Source organism: Roseococcus microcysteis, from assembly GCF_014764365.1.
GTDB classification, from domain to species: Bacteria; Pseudomonadota; Alphaproteobacteria; order Acetobacterales; family Acetobacteraceae; genus Roseococcus; species Roseococcus microcysteis.
In genome coordinates, this window is record NZ_CP061718.1 from 2,972,039 (window position 1) to 2,988,151 (window position 16,113).

15 protein-coding genes and 1 pseudogene are annotated in these 16,113 nt (G+C 72.7%); 12 read left to right on the plus strand and 4 right to left on the minus strand.

The genetic code is table 11. The features are described 5' to 3' along the window. Positions 1-241 precede the first annotated feature (241 nt). The 6 genes from ICW72_RS14300 (at position 242) to ICW72_RS14325 (ending at position 5,530) form a co-directional block, all read left to right on the plus strand. Positions 242-1,531, plus strand: a complete 1,290-nt coding sequence (locus ICW72_RS14300) for a glutamate-5-semialdehyde dehydrogenase (protein ID WP_191083328.1) — start codon at positions 242-244, stop codon at positions 1,529-1,531. A gap of 40 nt (positions 1,532-1,571) precedes the next feature. Further along, the gene (locus ICW72_RS14305) at positions 1,572-2,228 is read left to right on the plus strand and encodes a nicotinate-nucleotide adenylyltransferase (RefSeq protein ID WP_223880600.1); all 657 of its coding nucleotides are present in this window, start codon (positions 1,572-1,574) and stop codon (positions 2,226-2,228) included. 10 nt (positions 2,229-2,238) lie between these two features. Further along, positions 2,239-3,444 carry a ribosome silencing factor gene (rsfS, locus tag ICW72_RS21355; RefSeq protein ID WP_408639211.1) on the plus strand — a complete coding sequence of 402 codons (1,206 nt, stop codon included), beginning with the start codon at positions 2,239-2,241 and terminating at the stop codon, positions 3,442-3,444. Then, complete coding sequence (locus ICW72_RS14315; RefSeq protein WP_223880601.1) at positions 3,441-3,905, plus strand: 23S rRNA (pseudouridine(1915)-N(3))-methyltransferase RlmH; 465 nt, start codon at positions 3,441-3,443, stop codon at positions 3,903-3,905. Before rsfS ends, ICW72_RS14315 begins: the two co-directional genes overlap by 4 nt. A gap of 9 nt (positions 3,906-3,914) precedes the next feature. Next, on the plus strand, positions 3,915-4,595 hold the full coding sequence (locus tag ICW72_RS14320; RefSeq protein WP_191083329.1) for an NnrU family protein: 681 nt from the start codon (positions 3,915-3,917) through the stop codon (positions 4,593-4,595). A gap of 68 nt (positions 4,596-4,663) precedes the next feature. Then, the gene (locus ICW72_RS14325; RefSeq protein WP_191083330.1) at positions 4,664-5,530 is read left to right on the plus strand and encodes an ion transporter; all 867 of its coding nucleotides are present in this window, start codon (positions 4,664-4,666) and stop codon (positions 5,528-5,530) included. On the opposite strand, the gene ICW72_RS14330 is transcribed toward ICW72_RS14325, so the two are convergent. Further along, on the minus strand, positions 5,509-5,868 hold the full coding sequence (locus ICW72_RS14330; RefSeq protein ID WP_191083331.1) for a DUF2306 domain-containing protein: 360 nt from the start codon (positions 5,866-5,868) through the stop codon (positions 5,509-5,511). The two genes, ICW72_RS14325 and ICW72_RS14330, sit on opposite strands and share 22 nt — an antisense overlap. Positions 5,869-5,919: 51 nt before the next feature. Between ICW72_RS14330 and ICW72_RS14335 the strand changes: the two genes are divergently transcribed. The 3 genes from ICW72_RS14335 to gshB all read left to right on the plus strand — a co-directional run bounded on the left by ICW72_RS14335 (position 5,920) and on the right by gshB (position 9,044). Beyond that, positions 5,920-6,432, plus strand: coding sequence for a TetR/AcrR family transcriptional regulator (locus ICW72_RS14335; RefSeq protein ID WP_191083332.1), 513 nt, complete (start codon positions 5,920-5,922; stop codon positions 6,430-6,432). A gap of 50 nt (positions 6,433-6,482) precedes the next feature. Continuing rightward, a complete protein-coding gene (gpmI, locus tag ICW72_RS14340; protein WP_191083333.1) occupies positions 6,483-8,003 on the plus strand; it encodes a 2,3-bisphosphoglycerate-independent phosphoglycerate mutase in 1,521 nt (506 codons plus the stop codon). A gap of 90 nt (positions 8,004-8,093) precedes the next feature. Then, complete coding sequence (gene gshB / locus ICW72_RS14345; RefSeq protein ID WP_456300161.1) at positions 8,094-9,044, plus strand: glutathione synthase; 951 nt, start codon at positions 8,094-8,096, stop codon at positions 9,042-9,044. Between the two features lie 106 nt (positions 9,045-9,150). On the opposite strand, the pseudogene trpE reads toward gshB, so the two are convergent. Beyond that, positions 9,151-10,649: pseudogene (gene trpE, locus ICW72_RS14350) on the minus strand (anthranilate synthase component I). Beyond that, positions 10,646-12,547 carry a peptidylprolyl isomerase gene (locus tag ICW72_RS14355; RefSeq protein WP_223880602.1) on the minus strand — a complete coding sequence of 634 codons (1,902 nt, stop codon included), beginning with the start codon at positions 12,545-12,547 and terminating at the stop codon, positions 10,646-10,648. Before ICW72_RS14355 ends, trpE begins: the two are co-directional and overlap by 4 nt. A 93-nt stretch (positions 12,548-12,640) precedes the next feature. Between ICW72_RS14355 and tpiA the strand changes: the two genes are divergently transcribed. From tpiA to ICW72_RS14370, 3 genes are read left to right on the plus strand one after another with little or no spacing between them, the layout of a single operon-like run. Continuing rightward, on the plus strand, positions 12,641-13,378 hold the full coding sequence (gene tpiA, locus ICW72_RS14360; protein ID WP_223880982.1) for a triose-phosphate isomerase: 738 nt from the start codon (positions 12,641-12,643) through the stop codon (positions 13,376-13,378). Between the two features lie 11 nt (positions 13,379-13,389). Continuing rightward, positions 13,390-14,514 (plus strand): phosphoserine transaminase, encoded by a 1,125-nt coding sequence (locus ICW72_RS14365; protein WP_191083337.1) that lies wholly within the window; start codon positions 13,390-13,392, stop codon positions 14,512-14,514. A 38-nt stretch (positions 14,515-14,552) separates the two neighbouring features. Beyond that, a complete protein-coding gene (locus ICW72_RS14370) occupies positions 14,553-15,194 on the plus strand; it encodes a histidine phosphatase family protein (RefSeq protein ID WP_191083338.1) in 642 nt (213 codons plus the stop codon). A 47-nt stretch (positions 15,195-15,241) separates the two neighbouring features. Here the strand turns inward: ICW72_RS14370 and ICW72_RS14375 are convergent, their stop codons facing one another. Continuing rightward, on the minus strand, positions 15,242-16,060 hold the full coding sequence (locus ICW72_RS14375; protein ID WP_191083339.1) for a tellurite resistance TerB family protein: 819 nt from the start codon (positions 16,058-16,060) through the stop codon (positions 15,242-15,244). Between the last annotated feature and the right edge of the window lie 53 nt (positions 16,061-16,113).

The window sequence follows — 16,113 nt, forward strand, 5'->3', positions numbered from 1 at the left end:
CGTCCCGGGCTTCACCCCGGCCCCCCGACACAGCCACCCCCATGGCACGCGACGAAAGCGGCAAGATTACGAGTGCCCGACGCGGGGCGGTGCCCCGTGCGGACTTAGTCTGCGGCGTGCCGGCCAGTTGGACCGGCCGGACGCCAGCGCCCGGACACTATGCCCGCACGGCAGCCCCGCGCAAGCAAAGCCTTGCCGTAACGGTCGCGACACCCGACAAGGTGTGGCGCGCCTGCCATGGATGCGCGCGAAAGATGAGGGTCCCGTGAACGCCGTCACCGATGATGCCGCCCGCCTGTTCGACACCGCCGGCCGCGCCGCCCGCGCCGCCGCCGCCCTCGTCGCGCGCGCGCCAGGCCCGGTGAAGGATGCGGCGCTGCGCGCGGCGGCGGCACGGCTGCGCGCCGAGGCGGCGGCCATCCTCGCCGCCAATGCGGCCGACCTGGACGCCGCCCCCGGCCTCACCGCCGCCTTCCGCGACCGGCTGGTGCTCAACCCCGCCCGAATCGAGGCCATGGCGAAGGGGCTGGAGGAAGTCGCCGCCCTGCCGGACCCCGTGGGCCGCGTGCTGGCCGAATGGACGCGCCCCAACGGGCTGCGCTTCGCCCGCGTGGCGCAGCCGCTCGGCGTCATCGGCATGATCTTCGAGAGCCGCCCCAACGTGACCGCTGATGCCGGGGCGCTCTGCCTCAAGGCCGGCTCCGCCGTCATCCTGCGCGGCGGCAGCGAGAGCGCCCATTCCGCCCGCGCCATCGCCGCCTGCCTGCGCGCGGGCCTGGCGGAGGTCGGCTTGCCCGAGGATGTGATCCAGCTCGCCCCCACCCAGGACCGCGCCTTCGTGGGCGCCATGCTGCGCGGGTCGGGCCTGGTGGACCTCATCATCCCGCGCGGCGGCAAGGGGCTGGTGACGCGCGTGCTGGAGGAGGCGCGGGTGCCCGTGCTGGCCCATGCCGAGGGGCTCTGCCACAGCTTCGTCCATGCGGCGGCGAACCCGGACATGGCGCGCACGGTGCTGCTGGACGCCAAGCTGCGCCGCACCGGCGTCTGCGGCGCCACCGAGACTTTGCTGGTGGACGCCGCCATCGCGCCCTCCCTGCTGCCCCTGCTGGTGGCGGACCTGGCGGCCAAGGGCTGCGGCTTCCGCGCCGATGAACGCGCCCGCGCCATCTGTCCCGAACTGCCCGCCGCGACCGAGCAGGATTTCGCCACGGAATGGCTGGACGCCATGCTGAGCATCGCGGTGGTGGACGGGGTGGAGGGGGCGCTCGCCCATATCCGCCGCTTCGGCAGCGAGCACACGGAAGCCATCATCACCGAGGACGCCGCCGCCGCGGAGGAATTCCTGGCCGGGATCGATTCGGCGGTGGGGCTGTGGAACGCCTCCACCCAGTTCTGCGACGGGGGCGAGTTCGGCTTCGGCGCCGAGATCGGCATCGCCACGGGCCGGATGCACGCGCGCGGCCCGGTGGGGCTGGAGCAGCTTTGCACCTATCGCTATCGCATCACCGGCACGGGGCAGGTGCGGGGCTGAACGCGCTTCCTTTCCGTGCCGCGCGGGCTAGGCTGCCCGCGTGAGGAACGCCAAGACCATCCCCGCGCGCCCTTCGCGCGCCGCCCCCGGCCCGGCCGGCGATGGGCGTCGCGCGCGGATCGGCCTGCTGGGCGGCAGCTTCAACCCGGCGCATGAGGGCCACCGCCATGTGGCGGAGGTGGCGCTGCGGGCGCTGCGGCTCGACCAGGTGTGGATGCTGGTCTCGCCCGGCAATCCGCTGAAGCCCAGCGCCGGCATGGCCCCCTTCGCCGAACGCCTGGCCAGCGCGCGCCGCGTGGCCGATGGCGTGCGGGTGGTCGCGACCGACATCGAGGCCCGCCTGGGCTCGCGCTACACCTTCCGCACCCTGGCGCTGCTGCGTGTGCGCTTCCGCCGCGTGGCTTTCGTGCTGGTGCTGGGCGCGGACAATCTGCTGCAATTGCCGCGCTGGCGGCGCTGGCGGGAGATCGCGCGCCAAACGGCGCTGGCGGTCCTGCCGCGTCCGGGCTACAGCCGGATGGCGCTGCGTGGGCGCGCGGCCAGCGTGCTGCGCCACACCCGCCGCGACGCCGGCGGGCTTTTGGCGTTGACCCCACAGGACGGGTTGCTGCAAGCGGGGGAGGGGGCATGGTGCTTCATCCCGGCCGCCGAGCGATCCATTTCCGCCACCGCGATCCGCGCGGGGGCGAGGAGCTAGAGTTCAGGACATGGCGCGGACACCCGACGACACGAAGAAGCCCGCCCGCAAGCCCGCGGCCCGGACGACGAAGCCCAGCACCCGGGCCAAGCCCCCGGTGCGCGAAGCGGCGGCGAAGGCCCCGCAGCGGGACGCCTCGAAGAAGGCGGCGCCGCGCGGCGATGCCAAGCCGGTCGCCCCGCGTGGCGGTGCCAGGACGGCAGCCCCGCGAGGCGCGGCAAAGCCATCGGCCCCGCGTGGCGCGGCCCGGACGACCGCCACCCGGGATGGCGGCGACACCAAGCCGCGCGCCGGCGGCAAGACGACGCCGACCCGCGCCCCCACCGCCGGGAAGGCCCCCCGCGCCGCGCGGTCCGAGGCACAGGCGCCCGCGCGCAAGCGTGCCGCCCCCGCCGAGGCCAGCCCGGCCCGCCGCCCCCGTGCCGAAGCGCCGGCTCCCGCCCGGCGCGCCGCCGCGACGCCGGCCGCCAAGCCCGCCCCACGTCGCCGTGCCGCGACGCCCGAGCCCATGCCGGCCAAGCGCGGCACCACGGCCAATGTGCGCGCCACGCCGCGCGGCACCTCCGCCGCGACGCCGCGCGCCGCCGCCGGAACGGTGAAGCCGCGCGCCACGGGTGCCGCCGCGCGCGCTTCCAGCGCTGCGTCACCCAAACGCTCTTCCTCCGGGACGTCGGCCTCGCGCGCCTCCGGCGCGACGTCCGCCCCGCGCGCCTCCGGCGCGACGTCTGCCCCGCGCGCCTCCGGCGCGACGCCCAAGCGCGCCGCCGGCGAGGCCAAGCCCGACGCCGCCGCCAAGCCCCGCCCCATCGCCCCGCGCCGCAAGGCGGGCAAGCGCGTGCCGATGGACCGGGACCGCCTGGCCGCGCTGGTCGCCGTCGCGGTGAAGAGCCTGGAGGATGACAAGGCGGAGGATGTGGTGGTGCTCGACGTCACCGGCCGCGCCAGCTTCACCGACCGCATGGTGATCGCCACCGGCCTCGTGGAGCGGCAGATCGAGGCCATGGCCGCGCACCTCGTGGAAAACCTGGGCAAGGAAGGCCTGCGCCTGAAGCGCGACGCCATCCAGGGCAGCGAGGACTGGGTGCTGATCGACGCGGGCGACCTCGTCATCCATCTGTTCAAGCCCGAAGCGCGCCAGGCCTATGACCTGGAGAAGATGTGGGGTCCCGACAGCCCGCTGGGCGAAGCGGCCCCCGGCGAGCAATCGCCCATTTGAAGGCGCGGCTGCTGGCCATCGGCCGGTTCAAGTCGGGGGCGGAGGGCGCGCTCTTCGCCCAATACAACGCCCGGCTGCGCCCGCCGCTCGACCTCGTGGAACTGCCCGAGGCACGCGGCAGCGCGGGCGAGATCCGCGCGCGGGAAGGGGCGGCGCTGCTGGCCGTCCTGCCGGCCAATGGCCTGCTGGTGGCGCTGGACCTGGGTGGCCCCGCGCCTTCCTCCGAAGCCCTGGCCGCGCTGACCGAACGCTGGGAACAGACCGCCCGCCCCATCGCCTTCGCCATCGGCGGCGCCGAAGGGCTGGATGGCGCCGTCACCGCGCGGGCGGAGCATGTGCTCTCGCTCGGCCCGCTCACCTGGCCGCACCTGCTGGTGCGGGCGCTGCTGGCCGAACAGCTGTTCCGCGCCCAGTGCATCCGCGCGAATCATCCCTACCACCGCAGGTGGAGACCCGCCTAAGCTGCGCGGATGAGCATGTTCCTCCTGATCCTGGCCTCCTGCCTCTGGGTGGGGGTGCATTTCGGCATCGCGGGCACGGCGGTGCGCGGGCAGCTGGCCGCGCGGCTGGGCGAGCGCGGCTTCACCATCGGCTATTCCCTGCTGTCGGTCCTGGCCATCATCCTGCTCGTGCAGGCCTGGGGCGCGGCCCCCTATGTGGGGTTGTGGCTGACGCCGGACTGGCTGCGCTGGGTGCTGGCGCTGCTGATGCTGCCGGCCTTCGTGCTGTTCGTGGCCTCGGTCGCCACGCCCAACCCCACCGTGGTGGGTGGCAAGCTGACCACACCCGAGCCGCGCGGCATCCAGCGCATCACCCGCCACCCCATGCTGTGGTCCTTCGCGCTGTGGGGGCTGATCCACCTGATCGCGAAGGGCAGCCTGGGCGGCGTCTTCTTCTTCGGCGCCTTCCTGGTGACGGCGCTGGTCGGCATGCCCTCCATTGACCGGAAGGTGGCGGCGCGGAGCCCGGAGATGTGGGCGCGGCTCGGCCCCGTCACCTCCATCCTGCCTTTCGGCGCCATCCTGGCGGGGCGGAACCGGTTGGTGCTGGCGGAAATCCCGGTCGTCGTCTGGGCGGGCGGGGCCTTGGCCTGGCTGGTCTTCCTCATCGCCCATCCCTGGCTCTTCGGATATCCGGCAATTCCCCTTTGACCTGCGGGGCTTGATCCCGGTATGGCGCGCGCCCATTCCATGCGCGCACCAACAGGACATTGCCCCACATGCAGGAAGCCCTCACCAGCGCCGATTCCGGCAGCGACCTGCGCGCGCGCGCCGCGCGCCTGGTCATGGAGCCGCTGTTCCAGAAGGTCGTGATCGGGCTGATCCTGTTCAACGCCGTGACGCTGGGGCTGGAGACCAGCGACAGCATCTCCGCCCGCTGGGGCGGGGTGCTGGCGGTGCTGGACCGGGCGCTGCTGGTGATCTTCACCCTGGAGGTGGCGCTGCGGATCTACGCCTTCCGTGGCCGCTTCTTCCGCGACCCCTGGGGGCTGTTCGACCTGGCCATCATCACCATCGCCTGGCTGCCGGCCACGGGGCCGCTGTCGGTGCTGCGGGCGCTGCGAATCCTGCGCGTGCTGCGCCTGGTCTCGGTCGTGCCCAGCATGCGGCTGGTGGTGGAGGCCATGCTGCACGCCCTGCCGGGCATGGGCTCCATCGTGATGCTGATGGGCCTGATCTTCTACGTCTTCGCGGTGATGGCGACGAAGCTCTACGGCGAGATCCTGCCAGACCGCTTCGGCACGCTGGGATCGAGCCTCTACACGCTGTTCCAGATGATGACGCTGGAATCCTGGTCCGAGGCCAATGTCCGCCCGATCCTGGAGCACCAGCCGCTGGCCTGGATGTTCTTCGTGCCCTTCATCCTGATCGCGACCTTCGTGGTGCTGAACCTGTTCATCGGCGTGATCGTGGACAGCATCCAGACGTTGCGGAAGCAGCGCGAGGCGAGCGACCCCGCCACGGTCGCGGCCGACGCCCATACCCGCGAGGTGGAGGAGGAGCAGCACGCCCTGCTGCGCGAAATCCGCGCGCTGCGGGCCGAGGTGGCGGCCCTGCGCGAGGCTCAGCCGAAGACCACGCCATAGAGGTAGCGGCCCGGGATGACGGTGGCGAAGACGCCCGCCGTCAGCAGCCCGCCCGCGGTGGCCAGCATGGTGGTGCGGTGCGCCGCGATGCGCCCCTGCCGCGCGTAGTGGATGCCCAGCGGCAGCATCACCAGCGTCAGCAAGGTCAGCGCATGGATGGGCGTGAGGGTGCCGAAGGCCGGCAGCCCGAAGGAGGAGAGGGCGGCCAGCGCCCAGGCCCCCACCGCCACCCTTCCGGCCATTCGGTGCCGCGCCGTGCCCTTGGGCAGCGCGAGCACCGAGAGAATGAGCGCCGCGGCCAGCAGCGAGGACCAAAGATGCACTTGCAGCATGGACATGACGCCCGCACCCCTTATGTTGACGATGTGAACATAGCGGGAATGTGAGCGGTGTCAACATCAGAAAAGCCCTATCACCATGGCGATCTGCGCGCCGCCCTGCTCGATGCCGCCGACACGCTGCTGGACCAGGGCGGGGATGGCGCGGTGTCGCTGCGCGAGGTGGCGCGCATGGCCGGCGTCTCCCCCACCGCCGCCTACCGGCATTTCGCGGACAAGGAGGCGCTGCTGGCCGCCCTCGCCGCGCGACACTTCGCGCAGTTCGGCGCGGCCCTCGGCGGGCGGCCGCTGGCCGAGATGGGCCCCGCCTACCTCCGCTTCGCCCTCGCCCGGCCTGGCCGCTTCCGGCTGATGTTCGGCCCCCTGCTGCAACGGTCCCGGCAGCACCCGGCGCTGGCCCAGGCGTCCGACGCCGCGCTGGCGGGGCTCTACGCCGCCGCGCCCTCACCCGATGCCGCGCTGCGCGCCTGGGGCATGGTGCATGGCCTGGCGCACCTGATGCTGGACGGCGCCCTGCCGGCGGACGAAGAACTCATCACCCGCCTGCTCAACCCCCCCGGCTGACAGCCCGCCCGTTCCGCCGTAAGGCCTTGGGCGCGGAGAGGGAGTTGCGCATGACCAAGCCCGTGATGCTGGTGATCCTGGATGGCTGGGGCCATCGCGCCGAGAGCGTGGACAATGCCGTGGCCTTGGCCCGGACGCCCAATTTCGACGCGCTCTGGGCCACCTGCCCGCGCAACCACCTCCGCACCTCGGGCCTCGATGTCGGGCTGCCGGAGGGGCAGATGGGCAATAGCGAGGTGGGGCACCTGAACATCGGCGCCGGCCGGGTGGTGATGCAGGACCTGCCGCGCATTGATGCCGCCATCGCCGATGGCAGCCTGGAGGGCATGGCGCCGCTGGCCGACTTCGTCGCCGCCATGCAGGCCAGCGGTGGCACCGCGCATCTGGTGGGGCTGATCTCGGCGGGCGGGGTGCATTCGCACCAGCGCCATGCCCTGGCCCTGGCCCGAATCCTGGACCAGGCGGGCATCCCGGTCGCGCTGCATGCCTGGACCGATGGGCGCGACACCGCGCCGCGCGCGGCCGGCGATTCGCTGGCCGTGGTGGAACAGGAATTCGGCGCGCTGAAGCGGGCGCGCATCGCCACCATCACCGGCCGCTACTTCGCCATGGACCGCGACCACCGCTGGGAGCGGGTGGAGCAGGCCTGGCGCGCCATGGTCCTGGCCGAGGGCAACCAGGCCGAGAGCGCCGACGCCGCCATCCGCGCCTGCTACGCCGCCGACAAGCATGATGAATTCCTGCCCGCCTCCGTCCTGCCCGGCCATGGGGGCATGGCGGATGGCGACGGTATCCTCTGCTTCAATTTCCGCGCCGACCGCGTGCGGCAGATCCTGGCGGCCCTGCTGGACCCGGGCTTCACGGGCTTCGCCCGTCCCCGTTCGCCACGCTTCGCGGCCAGCCTGGGCCTGGTGGAATACGCCCGCGAGCTGAACCCGCTGATCGGCACGATCTTCCCGCCGCAATCCATGGAGGACATCCTGGGCGCGGTGGTGAGTGCCGCAGGCCGCACCCAGCTGCACATGGCCGAGACGGAGAAATACCCCCACGTCACCTACTTCCTGAACGGCGGCGAGGAGGTGGCCTTCGCGGGCGAGACGCGCATCATGGTGCCCTCGCCCAAGGTCGCGACCTATGACCTCCAGCCGGAGATGAGCGCGCCGGAACTCACGGAAAAGGCGGTGGAGGCCATCGCCTCCGGCGCGCATGATTTGATCGTGCTGAACTTCGCCAATGCCGACATGGTGGGCCACACCGGCAGCCTTTCCGCCGCCATCCGCGCCTGCGAGGCGGTGGACCGCGGCCTCGGCGCCATCGCGGATGCCATCCGCGCCCAGGGCGGTGCCCTGATGGTGACGGCCGACCACGGCAATGCCGAGCTGATGCGCGACCCGGCCAATGACGGCCCGCACACCTCCCACACCACCAACCCCGTGCCCGTACTGCTGATGGGCGGGCCGGAGGGGGCGGTGCTGCGCGAGGGGCGGCTGGGCGACATCGCGCCCACCCTGCTGGCGCTGATGGGCCTGCCCCAGCCCGCCGCCATGACCGGGCGCAGCCTGCTGGCCTGACGCGCCCGCGCGTGGCACATCACAGCGTCTGATCGGCTTCGGCCATCTTGCCGAAGCCGTGAATCAGCCGCTCGACAATGAGCAAGGAGCTTGACCATGGCGCTGCGCGTCGCCGTCCAGATGGACCCGATCGAGAGCATCAACATCGATGGCGACAGCACCTTCGCCATGATGCTGGAAGCCCAGGCGCGCGGCCACACGCTCTGGCACTACCATGTGCGCCACCTCTCGCTGAACGCGGGCCGCGTGCTGGCCCAGGCGCACCCCGTCACGGTGAAGCGCGCCAAGGGCGACCACTACGTCTTCGGTGAGCCGGTGGAACTCGACCTCGGCCGCGACGTGGATGTGGTGCTGATGCGCCAGGACCCGCCCTTCGACATGGCCTACATCACGGCCACGCACATCCTGGAACACATCCACCCCAAGACGCTGGTGGTGAACGACCCCGCCCAGGTCCGCAACGCGCCGGAAAAGCTCTTCGTCACCCATTTCCCGGAGCTGATGCCCGAGACGCTGGTGACGGCCGACACGCGGCAGATCGCGAAGTTCCGCGCGAAGCATGGCGACATCATCGTCAAGCCGCTCTTCGGCAATGGCGGCGCGGGCGTCTTCCACCTGCGCCCGGATGACCCCAACCTGAACTCGCTGGTGGAGATGTTCACCGAACGCTCGCGCGAACCCCTGGTGGTCCAGCAATACCTCCCCGCCGTGCGCCTGGGCGACAAGCGCGTGATCCTGATTGACGGCGTGGCCATGGGCGCCATCAACCGCGTGCCCGCCGAGGGCGAGGCGCGCAGCAACATGCACGTCGGCGGCCGCGCCGAACCCACGCAGCTGACCGACCGCGAGCGGGAAATCTGCGCCCGCATCGGGCCGGAGCTGAAGAAGCGCGGGATGATCTTCGTGGGCATTGACGTGATCGGCGGCTACCTCACCGAAATCAACGTCACCTCGCCCACCGGCCTGCAGGAGCTGGCGCGCTTCGACGGCATCCACCTGGAACGCGCCATCTGGGACGCGATCGAGGAAAAGCGGAGGTAGCTTTTCCGCCCGGCCGATTCACGCCCCGGCTGCGCCGGGACGATCGGACGGCGCTACCCGGCCGATTTACGCCGCCGGCTGCGCCGACGACGATCGGACGGGGGGCCTACCCGCCCCCCGCCGCGAACCTCACCGCCTCCTCCGCCGCGCGGAACAGCGCGCGGGCCTTGGCGATGCATTCCTCATGCTCGGCGCGGGGGTCGCTGTCGGCCACCACGCCGGCGCCGGCCTGGACGTGCAGCTGGCCTTCCTTCACCAGCGCCGTGCGCAGCGCGATGCAGATGTCCATGTTGCCGTCCACGCCGAAATAGCCCACGCCGCCCGCGTAAAGGCCGCGGCGCGAGGGCTCCAGCTCCTCGATGATCTCCATGGCGCGCACCTTGGGCGCCCCCGACAGCGTGCCCGCCGGGAAGCCCGCCTGCAGCGCGTCCAGCGCCGAAAGCCCCGGCCGCAGCCGCCCCCGCACCTCGGAGGCGATGTGCATCACCTGGGAATAGCGCTCGATGCGGAACTGCGCCGTGACGCGGACCGAGCCGATGGCGGCCACCCGCCCCACATCGTTCCGCCCGAGGTCGAGCAGCATCAAATGCTCCGCCCGCTCCTTGGGGTCCGCCAGAAGCTCGGCCTCCAGCGCCGCATCCTCCTCGGGCGTGGCGCCGCGGCGGCGCGTGCCGGCGAGCGGGCGGATCGTCACCTCGCCATCCTTGGCGCTGACCAGGATTTCGGGCGAGGCCCCCACCACGGCAAACCCGCCATGGTCGAAGAAGAACAAATAGGGCGCGGGGTTGATCCGCCGCAGCGCGCGATAGAGGGCGAAGGGCGGCAGGGCGAAGGGCGCCGTGAAGCGCTGCGAGGGCACGATCTGGAAGGCATCACCCGCGCGGATGTATTCCCGCGCGCGCTCCACGGCCGCCATGTAGCCCTCGGGCGTGAAGTTCGACACGGGGGCGGGCTGCGGCGCCAGCTTCGCGGGGGCGCGGGGCGGGGCAGGGGGCGGGCCAGGGCGGCCTCGGCCTCGTCCAGCCGCGCCTGCGCCTCGGACCAGGCGGCTTCGGCATCGCCGCCGGCCTCGGCCCAGACGGGTGTCACCAGCGTCAGCGCGTCGCGGACATGGTCGAAGACGGCCACCAGCGTGGGCCGGATCATGATGGCGTCGGGGATGCCCAGCACGTCGGGGTTGGTGCTGGGCAGGCGCTCCATCAGACGCACCATGTCGTAGCCGAGATAGCCGAACAGCCCCGCCGCGATGGGCGGCATGCCGGGGGGCAGGGGCATCCGCAGCGCCTCGACGCGGGCACGCAGGGCCTCCAGCGCCGGCGCCTCCTCCGGCACGAAGGCATGGGGCGCGGAAAGGGCCTGGGTGTTGCACTCCGCCACCCCGTCGCGGCAGCGCCACACCAGGTCCGGCGCCATGCCGACGGCCGAGAAGCGGCCCCGCGCGGCCCCGCCTTCCACGCTCTCCAGCAGGAAGGAATGCGGCTTGCCGTGGGCAAGCTTCAGGAAGACGCCCACAGGCGTCTCCAGGTCCGCCACGCGCTCGCGCCAGAGAAGCTGGTTCTCGCCGCGCGCATAGGCGTCGCGGAAGGCGCTGTCCGGGCCGCTCATGGCAGCGAATTCCCCGCCACGCGGTCCATCATGCGCGGGTTGATCCGCACATCGGCGCGCGCGCGCAGCGCCGCCTGGTATTGCCGCTCGATGTCGTCGGCCATGCGCTGGGCGCCCGTGGCGCGCACGGCGGCGATGGGCTGCTCCTGGCCCGTCAGGTCGGCCGGCGTCACGCCCGTCAGCTGGATCACGGCGAAGGATTGCGGCAGCTCCACCATGGTCACGCCATTGGCCGCCAGCTCGAAGGTGGGCGCCAGCAGGTCGCGCGGCATGGGGTTGCCGCCGCCCGGCTCGCGCCCGAAGGGACCGAGCGCCTCGGCGGTGATGCCGGCGGCCTCGGCGGCGGCGGCCAGGGTCTGGCCGCCCCGCACCGCGGCCAGCAGGGCGGCGGCGCGCGCATCCTGGGCGCGGCGGCGGGCATCGGCCATGTAGGCCGCCACCACCTCCTCGCGCACCTCCTCGAGCGGGATGAGGCTGGGGGCGATCACCTCGTTCACCTGGGCGGCCATGAAGCCCCAATCGCCCTCCTGCAGGCGCACATCGGCGTTGGGCGCCTGGGCGAAGATGGCGCGGATGGCGGCCTCGCGCGCCGCGTCCGCCACGGGCAGTTCGGCGGGCGTGCCCTCGGGCGTCTGGCCCGTCGCGTCCATCCGCACGCGCGCATAGGCCAGGTCATAGCGCTGGGCGATGTCGGCCAGCCCCACGCGCCCGGCCAGCGCATCCTCGATGCGGTTGGCGCGGTCGAAGGCGACATCGGCGGCGCGCTCGGCCGCGATCTCGTTGCGGAGTTCGTCCCGCACTTCGGCCAGTTCACGCCGGCTGGGCGGCGTCACCTCCACCACCCGCAGCACATGCCAGCCGAAGGGCGACTGGATGGGGGCGGAGATGGTGTCCGGCGCCAGGGCGAAGGCGGCATCGCCCAGGGTGGCGATGGGCAGCTCGGCCTGGGTGGTGGGCGGCAATTCGCTGGCGGCGGCGCCCTCGGCGCGGGCGGCGGCCTGGAAGGTGGCGAAGTCGGGGGCGGCGGCCCAGGCCTCGGCCAGGGCGCGGGCCTGGGCCTCCTCCTGCACGATCACCTGCTGGATGCGCCGGCGCTCGGCCACCTCGAAGCGGTCGCGGGCGGCGGCGTAGGCGTCCTCGATCTCGCGCTCGCTCACCTCCACCGCGGCCATCAGCCGCTCGGCGTTCATGGTGATGACGCTGACGTCGCGGAATTCGGGGGTGGAGAACAGGGCCGGGTTGTTCTCGTGGAAGCGGGCGAGCTGCGCCTCGGTCGGCGCCTCGGGCTCCGGCGCCTGGGCGAAGGGCAGTTCCACCAGCGTCACGCTGCGCCGTTCCAGCGACCAGCCCAGCAGGCGGCGCCCGGCCGTCTCCGGCAGGGCGGCGCCCGCCCGCACCGCGCCCGACATCTGCTGCCGGGCGAGGTCGGTGCGGAGCAGGCCCAGGAAGAAGGGCTCGCTCATGTCGTTGTTGCGCAGGAAGCTGTTGAAGATCTCGCGCGAGAAGCGGCCATCCGCCCCCTGGAAGCCGGGGATGCGGAACACATAGTCGCGCACCGCGTCATCGGGCACCACCACGCCCATCCGCGCCGCCTCCTGCTGGAGCACGCGGTCGAGGACCAGGCCCTCCACCACCTGCTCGGCCACGGCGCGGCGCATGGCGGCGTCCGGCTCGAACCGGCCCTGGAGCGCGCGGCTGATGCGCTGCAACTCGCGCCGCGCGGCCTCCTGCGCCTCGGGCGCCTCGATGGCCTGGCCCGAGACGCGGGCGACGCTGTCGTCCCGGCCGATGCCGCGGATCATGTCCTCGATCCCCCAGACGGCGAAGGAGAGGATCAGGAGGATGAAAAGGACCTTGGCGGCCCAGGTCGCGGCCATGCGGCGCATGAAGGTGATCATCCCGCGCGCATAGCGCGCCCACGGGCTGTTGCCAAACACCGGCCTCGGCTATCCCTCCCCCGCAAAGAAGGAAGCAGGCCCATGACCCCAGGGATTCGTCCCCTCATCGCCGGCAACTGGAAGATGCACGGGACCGTGCGCGAGGCCGCGCGCCTCGCCGAGGCGGTGCGCGAGGGGGTGGAGGGCGTGGACCTGCTGGTCTGCCCGCCCTTCCCCCATCTCCACACCGTGTCGGTGGTGCTGCTGGGCGGGCGCGTCGCGGTGGGCGGGCAGGATTGCCACGCCGCCGCCAAGGGCGCCCATACCGGCGATGTGAGCGCGGCCATGCTGCGCGATGTGGGCGCCACCCATGTCATCCTCGGCCATTCCGAGCGCCGGGCCGACCATGCCGAGAATGACGCCGTCGTGCTGGCCAAGACCAAGGCGGCGCTGGCCGCGGGCCTCATTCCCATCGTCTGCGTGGGCGAGACCGAGGCCGAGCGCCTGGGCGGCCTCGCGGAATCGGTGGTGCGCGGCCAGCTGGAGGGGTCCATCCCCTATGGTTTCGTGACCGCCGGCGGCATCGTGGCCTATGAGCCCGTCTGGGCCATCGGCACCGGCCGCACGCCGACCGAGGACGACATCACGGCCATCCACGCCACCATGCGCGCCGCCCTGGTGGAACGCTTCGGCCCCGCCGCGCGGACCACGCGGCTGCTCTATGGCGGCTCGGTGAAGCCGGGCAACGCGAAATCCATCCTGGCCCTGCCCGAGGTGGACGGCGCCCTGGTGGGGGGCGCCAGCCTCGTCGCCGAGGATTTCCTGGCCATCGCCCGCGCCGCCCCCGTCTGAGAATCCCGCCGATGCTGAAGCCCGAACGCCCGTATTTCTCCTCCGGCCCCTGCGCGAAGCGGCCGGGCTTCTCGCTGTCCGCGCTGGAGGGGGCGCTGCTGGGGCGCAGTCACCGCGCCCCCGCCTCCCGCGCCCGCATGGCCGAGGTGATCGAACGCTCCCGCGCCATCCTCGGCATGCCGGCGGATTGGCGGCTGGGCATCGTGCCCGCCTCGGACACCGGGGCGGTCGAGATGGCGCTGTGGTCCCTGCTGGGGCCGCGCGGGGTGGATGTGCTGGCCTGGGAGAGCTTTTCCGCCGAATGGGCGAATGACATCACCCAGGCCCTGAAGCTGCCCGATGTGCGGCTGCTGAAGGCGCCCTATGGCAAGCTGCCCGACCTCGGCGCCGTGGACTGGGCGCGGGATTGCGTCTTCGTCTGGAACGGCACCACCTCGGGCGTGCGGCTGCCCCATGGGGACTGGATCGCGCCCGACCGCGAGGGCCTGGCCATCTGCGACGCCACCTCGGCGGCCTTCGCCATGGACATGCCCTGGGACAAGCTCGATGTCGTGACCTGGTCCTGGCAGAAGGTGCTGGGGGGTGAGGCCGCGCATGGCATGCTGGCGCTCTCGCCCCGCGCCGTGGCGCGGCTGGAAAGCCATACGCCCGCCTGGCCCCTGCCCAAGGTGTTTCGCCTGACCAAGGGCGGCAAGCTCATCGAGGGCATCTTCAAGGGCGACACCATCAACACCCCGTCCATGCTCTGTGTCGAGGATGCGCTGGACGGGCTGCGCTGGGCGGAGAGCGTGGGCGGGCTGAAGGGGCTGGTGGCGCGGGCCGAGGGCAATCTCAAGCTGGTGGCCGACTGGGTGGCGCGCAGCAAATGGGCGGAATTCCTGGCCGAAGACCCCGCCACGCGCTCCTGCACCTCCATCTGCCTGCGCTTCCGGGACCTGGCGCCCGAGCACCAGGCCGAGATCGCGCAGCGCATGGTGACCTATCTGGAGGCCGAGGGCGTGGCGCTGGACGCCGCCCATTACCGCGACGCACCGCCGGGGCTGCGCCTGTGGTGCGGCGCGACGGTCGAGGCATCCGACGTGGCGGCGGTCCTGCCTTGGCTGGACGCGGCCTGGGGTGCCGCCAAGCGCGGCTGAACCTTCCGGATGGGGCAGGGCGGCCCTATCTGCCGGGCATGATCGTCCGCCGCGCCTTGCCCGCCCTGTTGCTCGCAACCCCGGCCCTGGCCCAGCGCCTCTCGCCGCTGGAGGCCACTTCGCCAGAGGCCGCGCCCCTGCTGGCCCGGCTGCGCGCCGGCGGGCACACCCTGTTCTTCCGCCACGCCGACACCGCCGGCGAACCCTGCGACCGGAGCTTCCGCGTGGGCGACCGGGCGGGGCAGCGCAACATCTCCCCGCGCGGCCGGGCGCAATCGGCCCGGATCGGTGAAAGGTTGCGAGAACTGGGCGTGCCGGTGGCCCTGCCCGTGCTGGCCGGCCCCGTCTATCGCGCGCGCGACACGGCGGAACATGCCTTCGGCGCCGAGAACGTGGTGGTGACGGAAGGCCTGCTGGCCGATGACTATTCCGGACCGCGCCTCGCCTGGGTGCTGGACCAGCACCGCCGCCTGCTGGCCGAAATCCCGCCGCCGGGGCTGAACCGCGTGCTGGTGGGCCACCGAACGCCCCCCATCATGATCATGGGCGACCCGGTGGCCGGGCGCGCCTTCCCCGAAGGCGGCGCGCTGGTGGTGGAGCCGCTGGGCCCTGAGGGTTTTCGGCTGCACGGCATCGTGGAATTCGCCCCTATCCCCGGGGGCGGCTTTCATGCCTGCTAGCGTCCGATCGCCTTCGGCGGGATCGCCGGAGGCGTGAATCGGCCGCTTCAGGTGGCGGCGGCCGCCACCACCTGGCGTTCCAGATGCGCCACCAGCTCGGCCGGGATGCCGAGCCTGTGGGCCAGCGCGTCCAGATAGACCCGCTCGGCCGGCTGGTCGGGGTCCATGGCGAGGCGCGAGGCCAGCCAGAGTTCCGCCGCCTGCTCGGGCGAATTGGCGGCAGCCGCCACCTGCTCCACGCCGATGCGCTGGTTCAGCAGGGTGAAGACGAAGCCCTTGGCGGCGGGGTCCAGCGAGGAACGCTCCACCTGTTCGAAGATCTTCGCGCGTTCGGGGGCGTCAATATGCCCATCGGCCTGGGCGGCGCCGATCATGGCGCGGATCAGCGACAGCTCGAAGGGCTCGCCCGCCGCGGCCTCGGTGGCGCCAGGGATGAAGGCGGCATCGGCCGCGGCATCGGGCGGCGCCGCCGGGGGCGCCGAGGCCGGCTGCTGCCCCGCCTGCCAGTTCTGCCAGGCGCGATAGGCCAGCGCGCCCAGCGCCGCCGCCCCGCCATGGGTCAGCACGCTGCGTGCCGCGCTGCGCTTGCCGCCGAACAGCGTGCCCAGCAGGCCACCGGCGGCCAGCCCGCCCAGCGCCGCCCCGCCAGGCCCGGCGCCGGCCAGCAGGTCCCGCGCACGGTCGGTCAGGCTGCCCTGGCCTTGCGGGGCGGGCTTGGTCTGCGGAGGGGCGCTCGGCCACTGGGCGGGCCAGGGCGACTGTGCCTTTGCCGGCGCCTTGCCGGGCGGGATCTGCCAGGGGCTGCCGCCCTGCGCGGGGCCACCCCTTCCCAGGAATTGTTCGAGCAGCGTCTTGGCATCCATCATGGCGGCGCAGATGGCCCTGGGCGCATGGCGCCACAAGCCCACCCCATCTTGCC

What these genes read in the sequence shown, in the direction of transcription:
- ICW72_RS14320 (WP_191083329.1), top strand. Translation starts at nt 3,915, where the DNA reads ATGAGCATGTTCCTCCTGATCCTGGCCTCCTGCCTCTGGGTGGGGGTG.
- rsfS (WP_408639211.1), top strand. Translation starts at nt 2,239, where the DNA reads ATGGCGCGGACACCCGACGACACGAAGAAGCCCGCCCGCAAGCCCGCG.
- ICW72_RS14300 (WP_191083328.1), top strand. Translation starts at nt 242, where the DNA reads ATGCGCGCGAAAGATGAGGGTCCCGTGAACGCCGTCACCGATGATGCC.
- ICW72_RS14330 (WP_191083331.1), bottom strand. Translation starts at nt 5,868, where the DNA reads ATGTCCATGCTGCAAGTGCATCTTTGGTCCTCGCTGCTGGCCGCGGCG.
- gpmI (WP_191083333.1), top strand. Translation starts at nt 6,483, where the DNA reads ATGACCAAGCCCGTGATGCTGGTGATCCTGGATGGCTGGGGCCATCGC.
- ICW72_RS14325 (WP_191083330.1), top strand. Translation starts at nt 4,664, where the DNA reads ATGCAGGAAGCCCTCACCAGCGCCGATTCCGGCAGCGACCTGCGCGCG.
- ICW72_RS14365 (WP_191083337.1), top strand. Translation starts at nt 13,390, where the DNA reads ATGCTGAAGCCCGAACGCCCGTATTTCTCCTCCGGCCCCTGCGCGAAG.
- ICW72_RS14370 (WP_191083338.1), top strand. Translation starts at nt 14,553, where the DNA reads ATGATCGTCCGCCGCGCCTTGCCCGCCCTGTTGCTCGCAACCCCGGCC.
- ICW72_RS14355 (WP_223880602.1), bottom strand. Translation starts at nt 12,547, where the DNA reads ATGATCACCTTCATGCGCCGCATGGCCGCGACCTGGGCCGCCAAGGTC.
- ICW72_RS14375 (WP_191083339.1), bottom strand. Translation starts at nt 16,060, where the DNA reads ATGATGGATGCCAAGACGCTGCTCGAACAATTCCTGGGAAGGGGTGGC.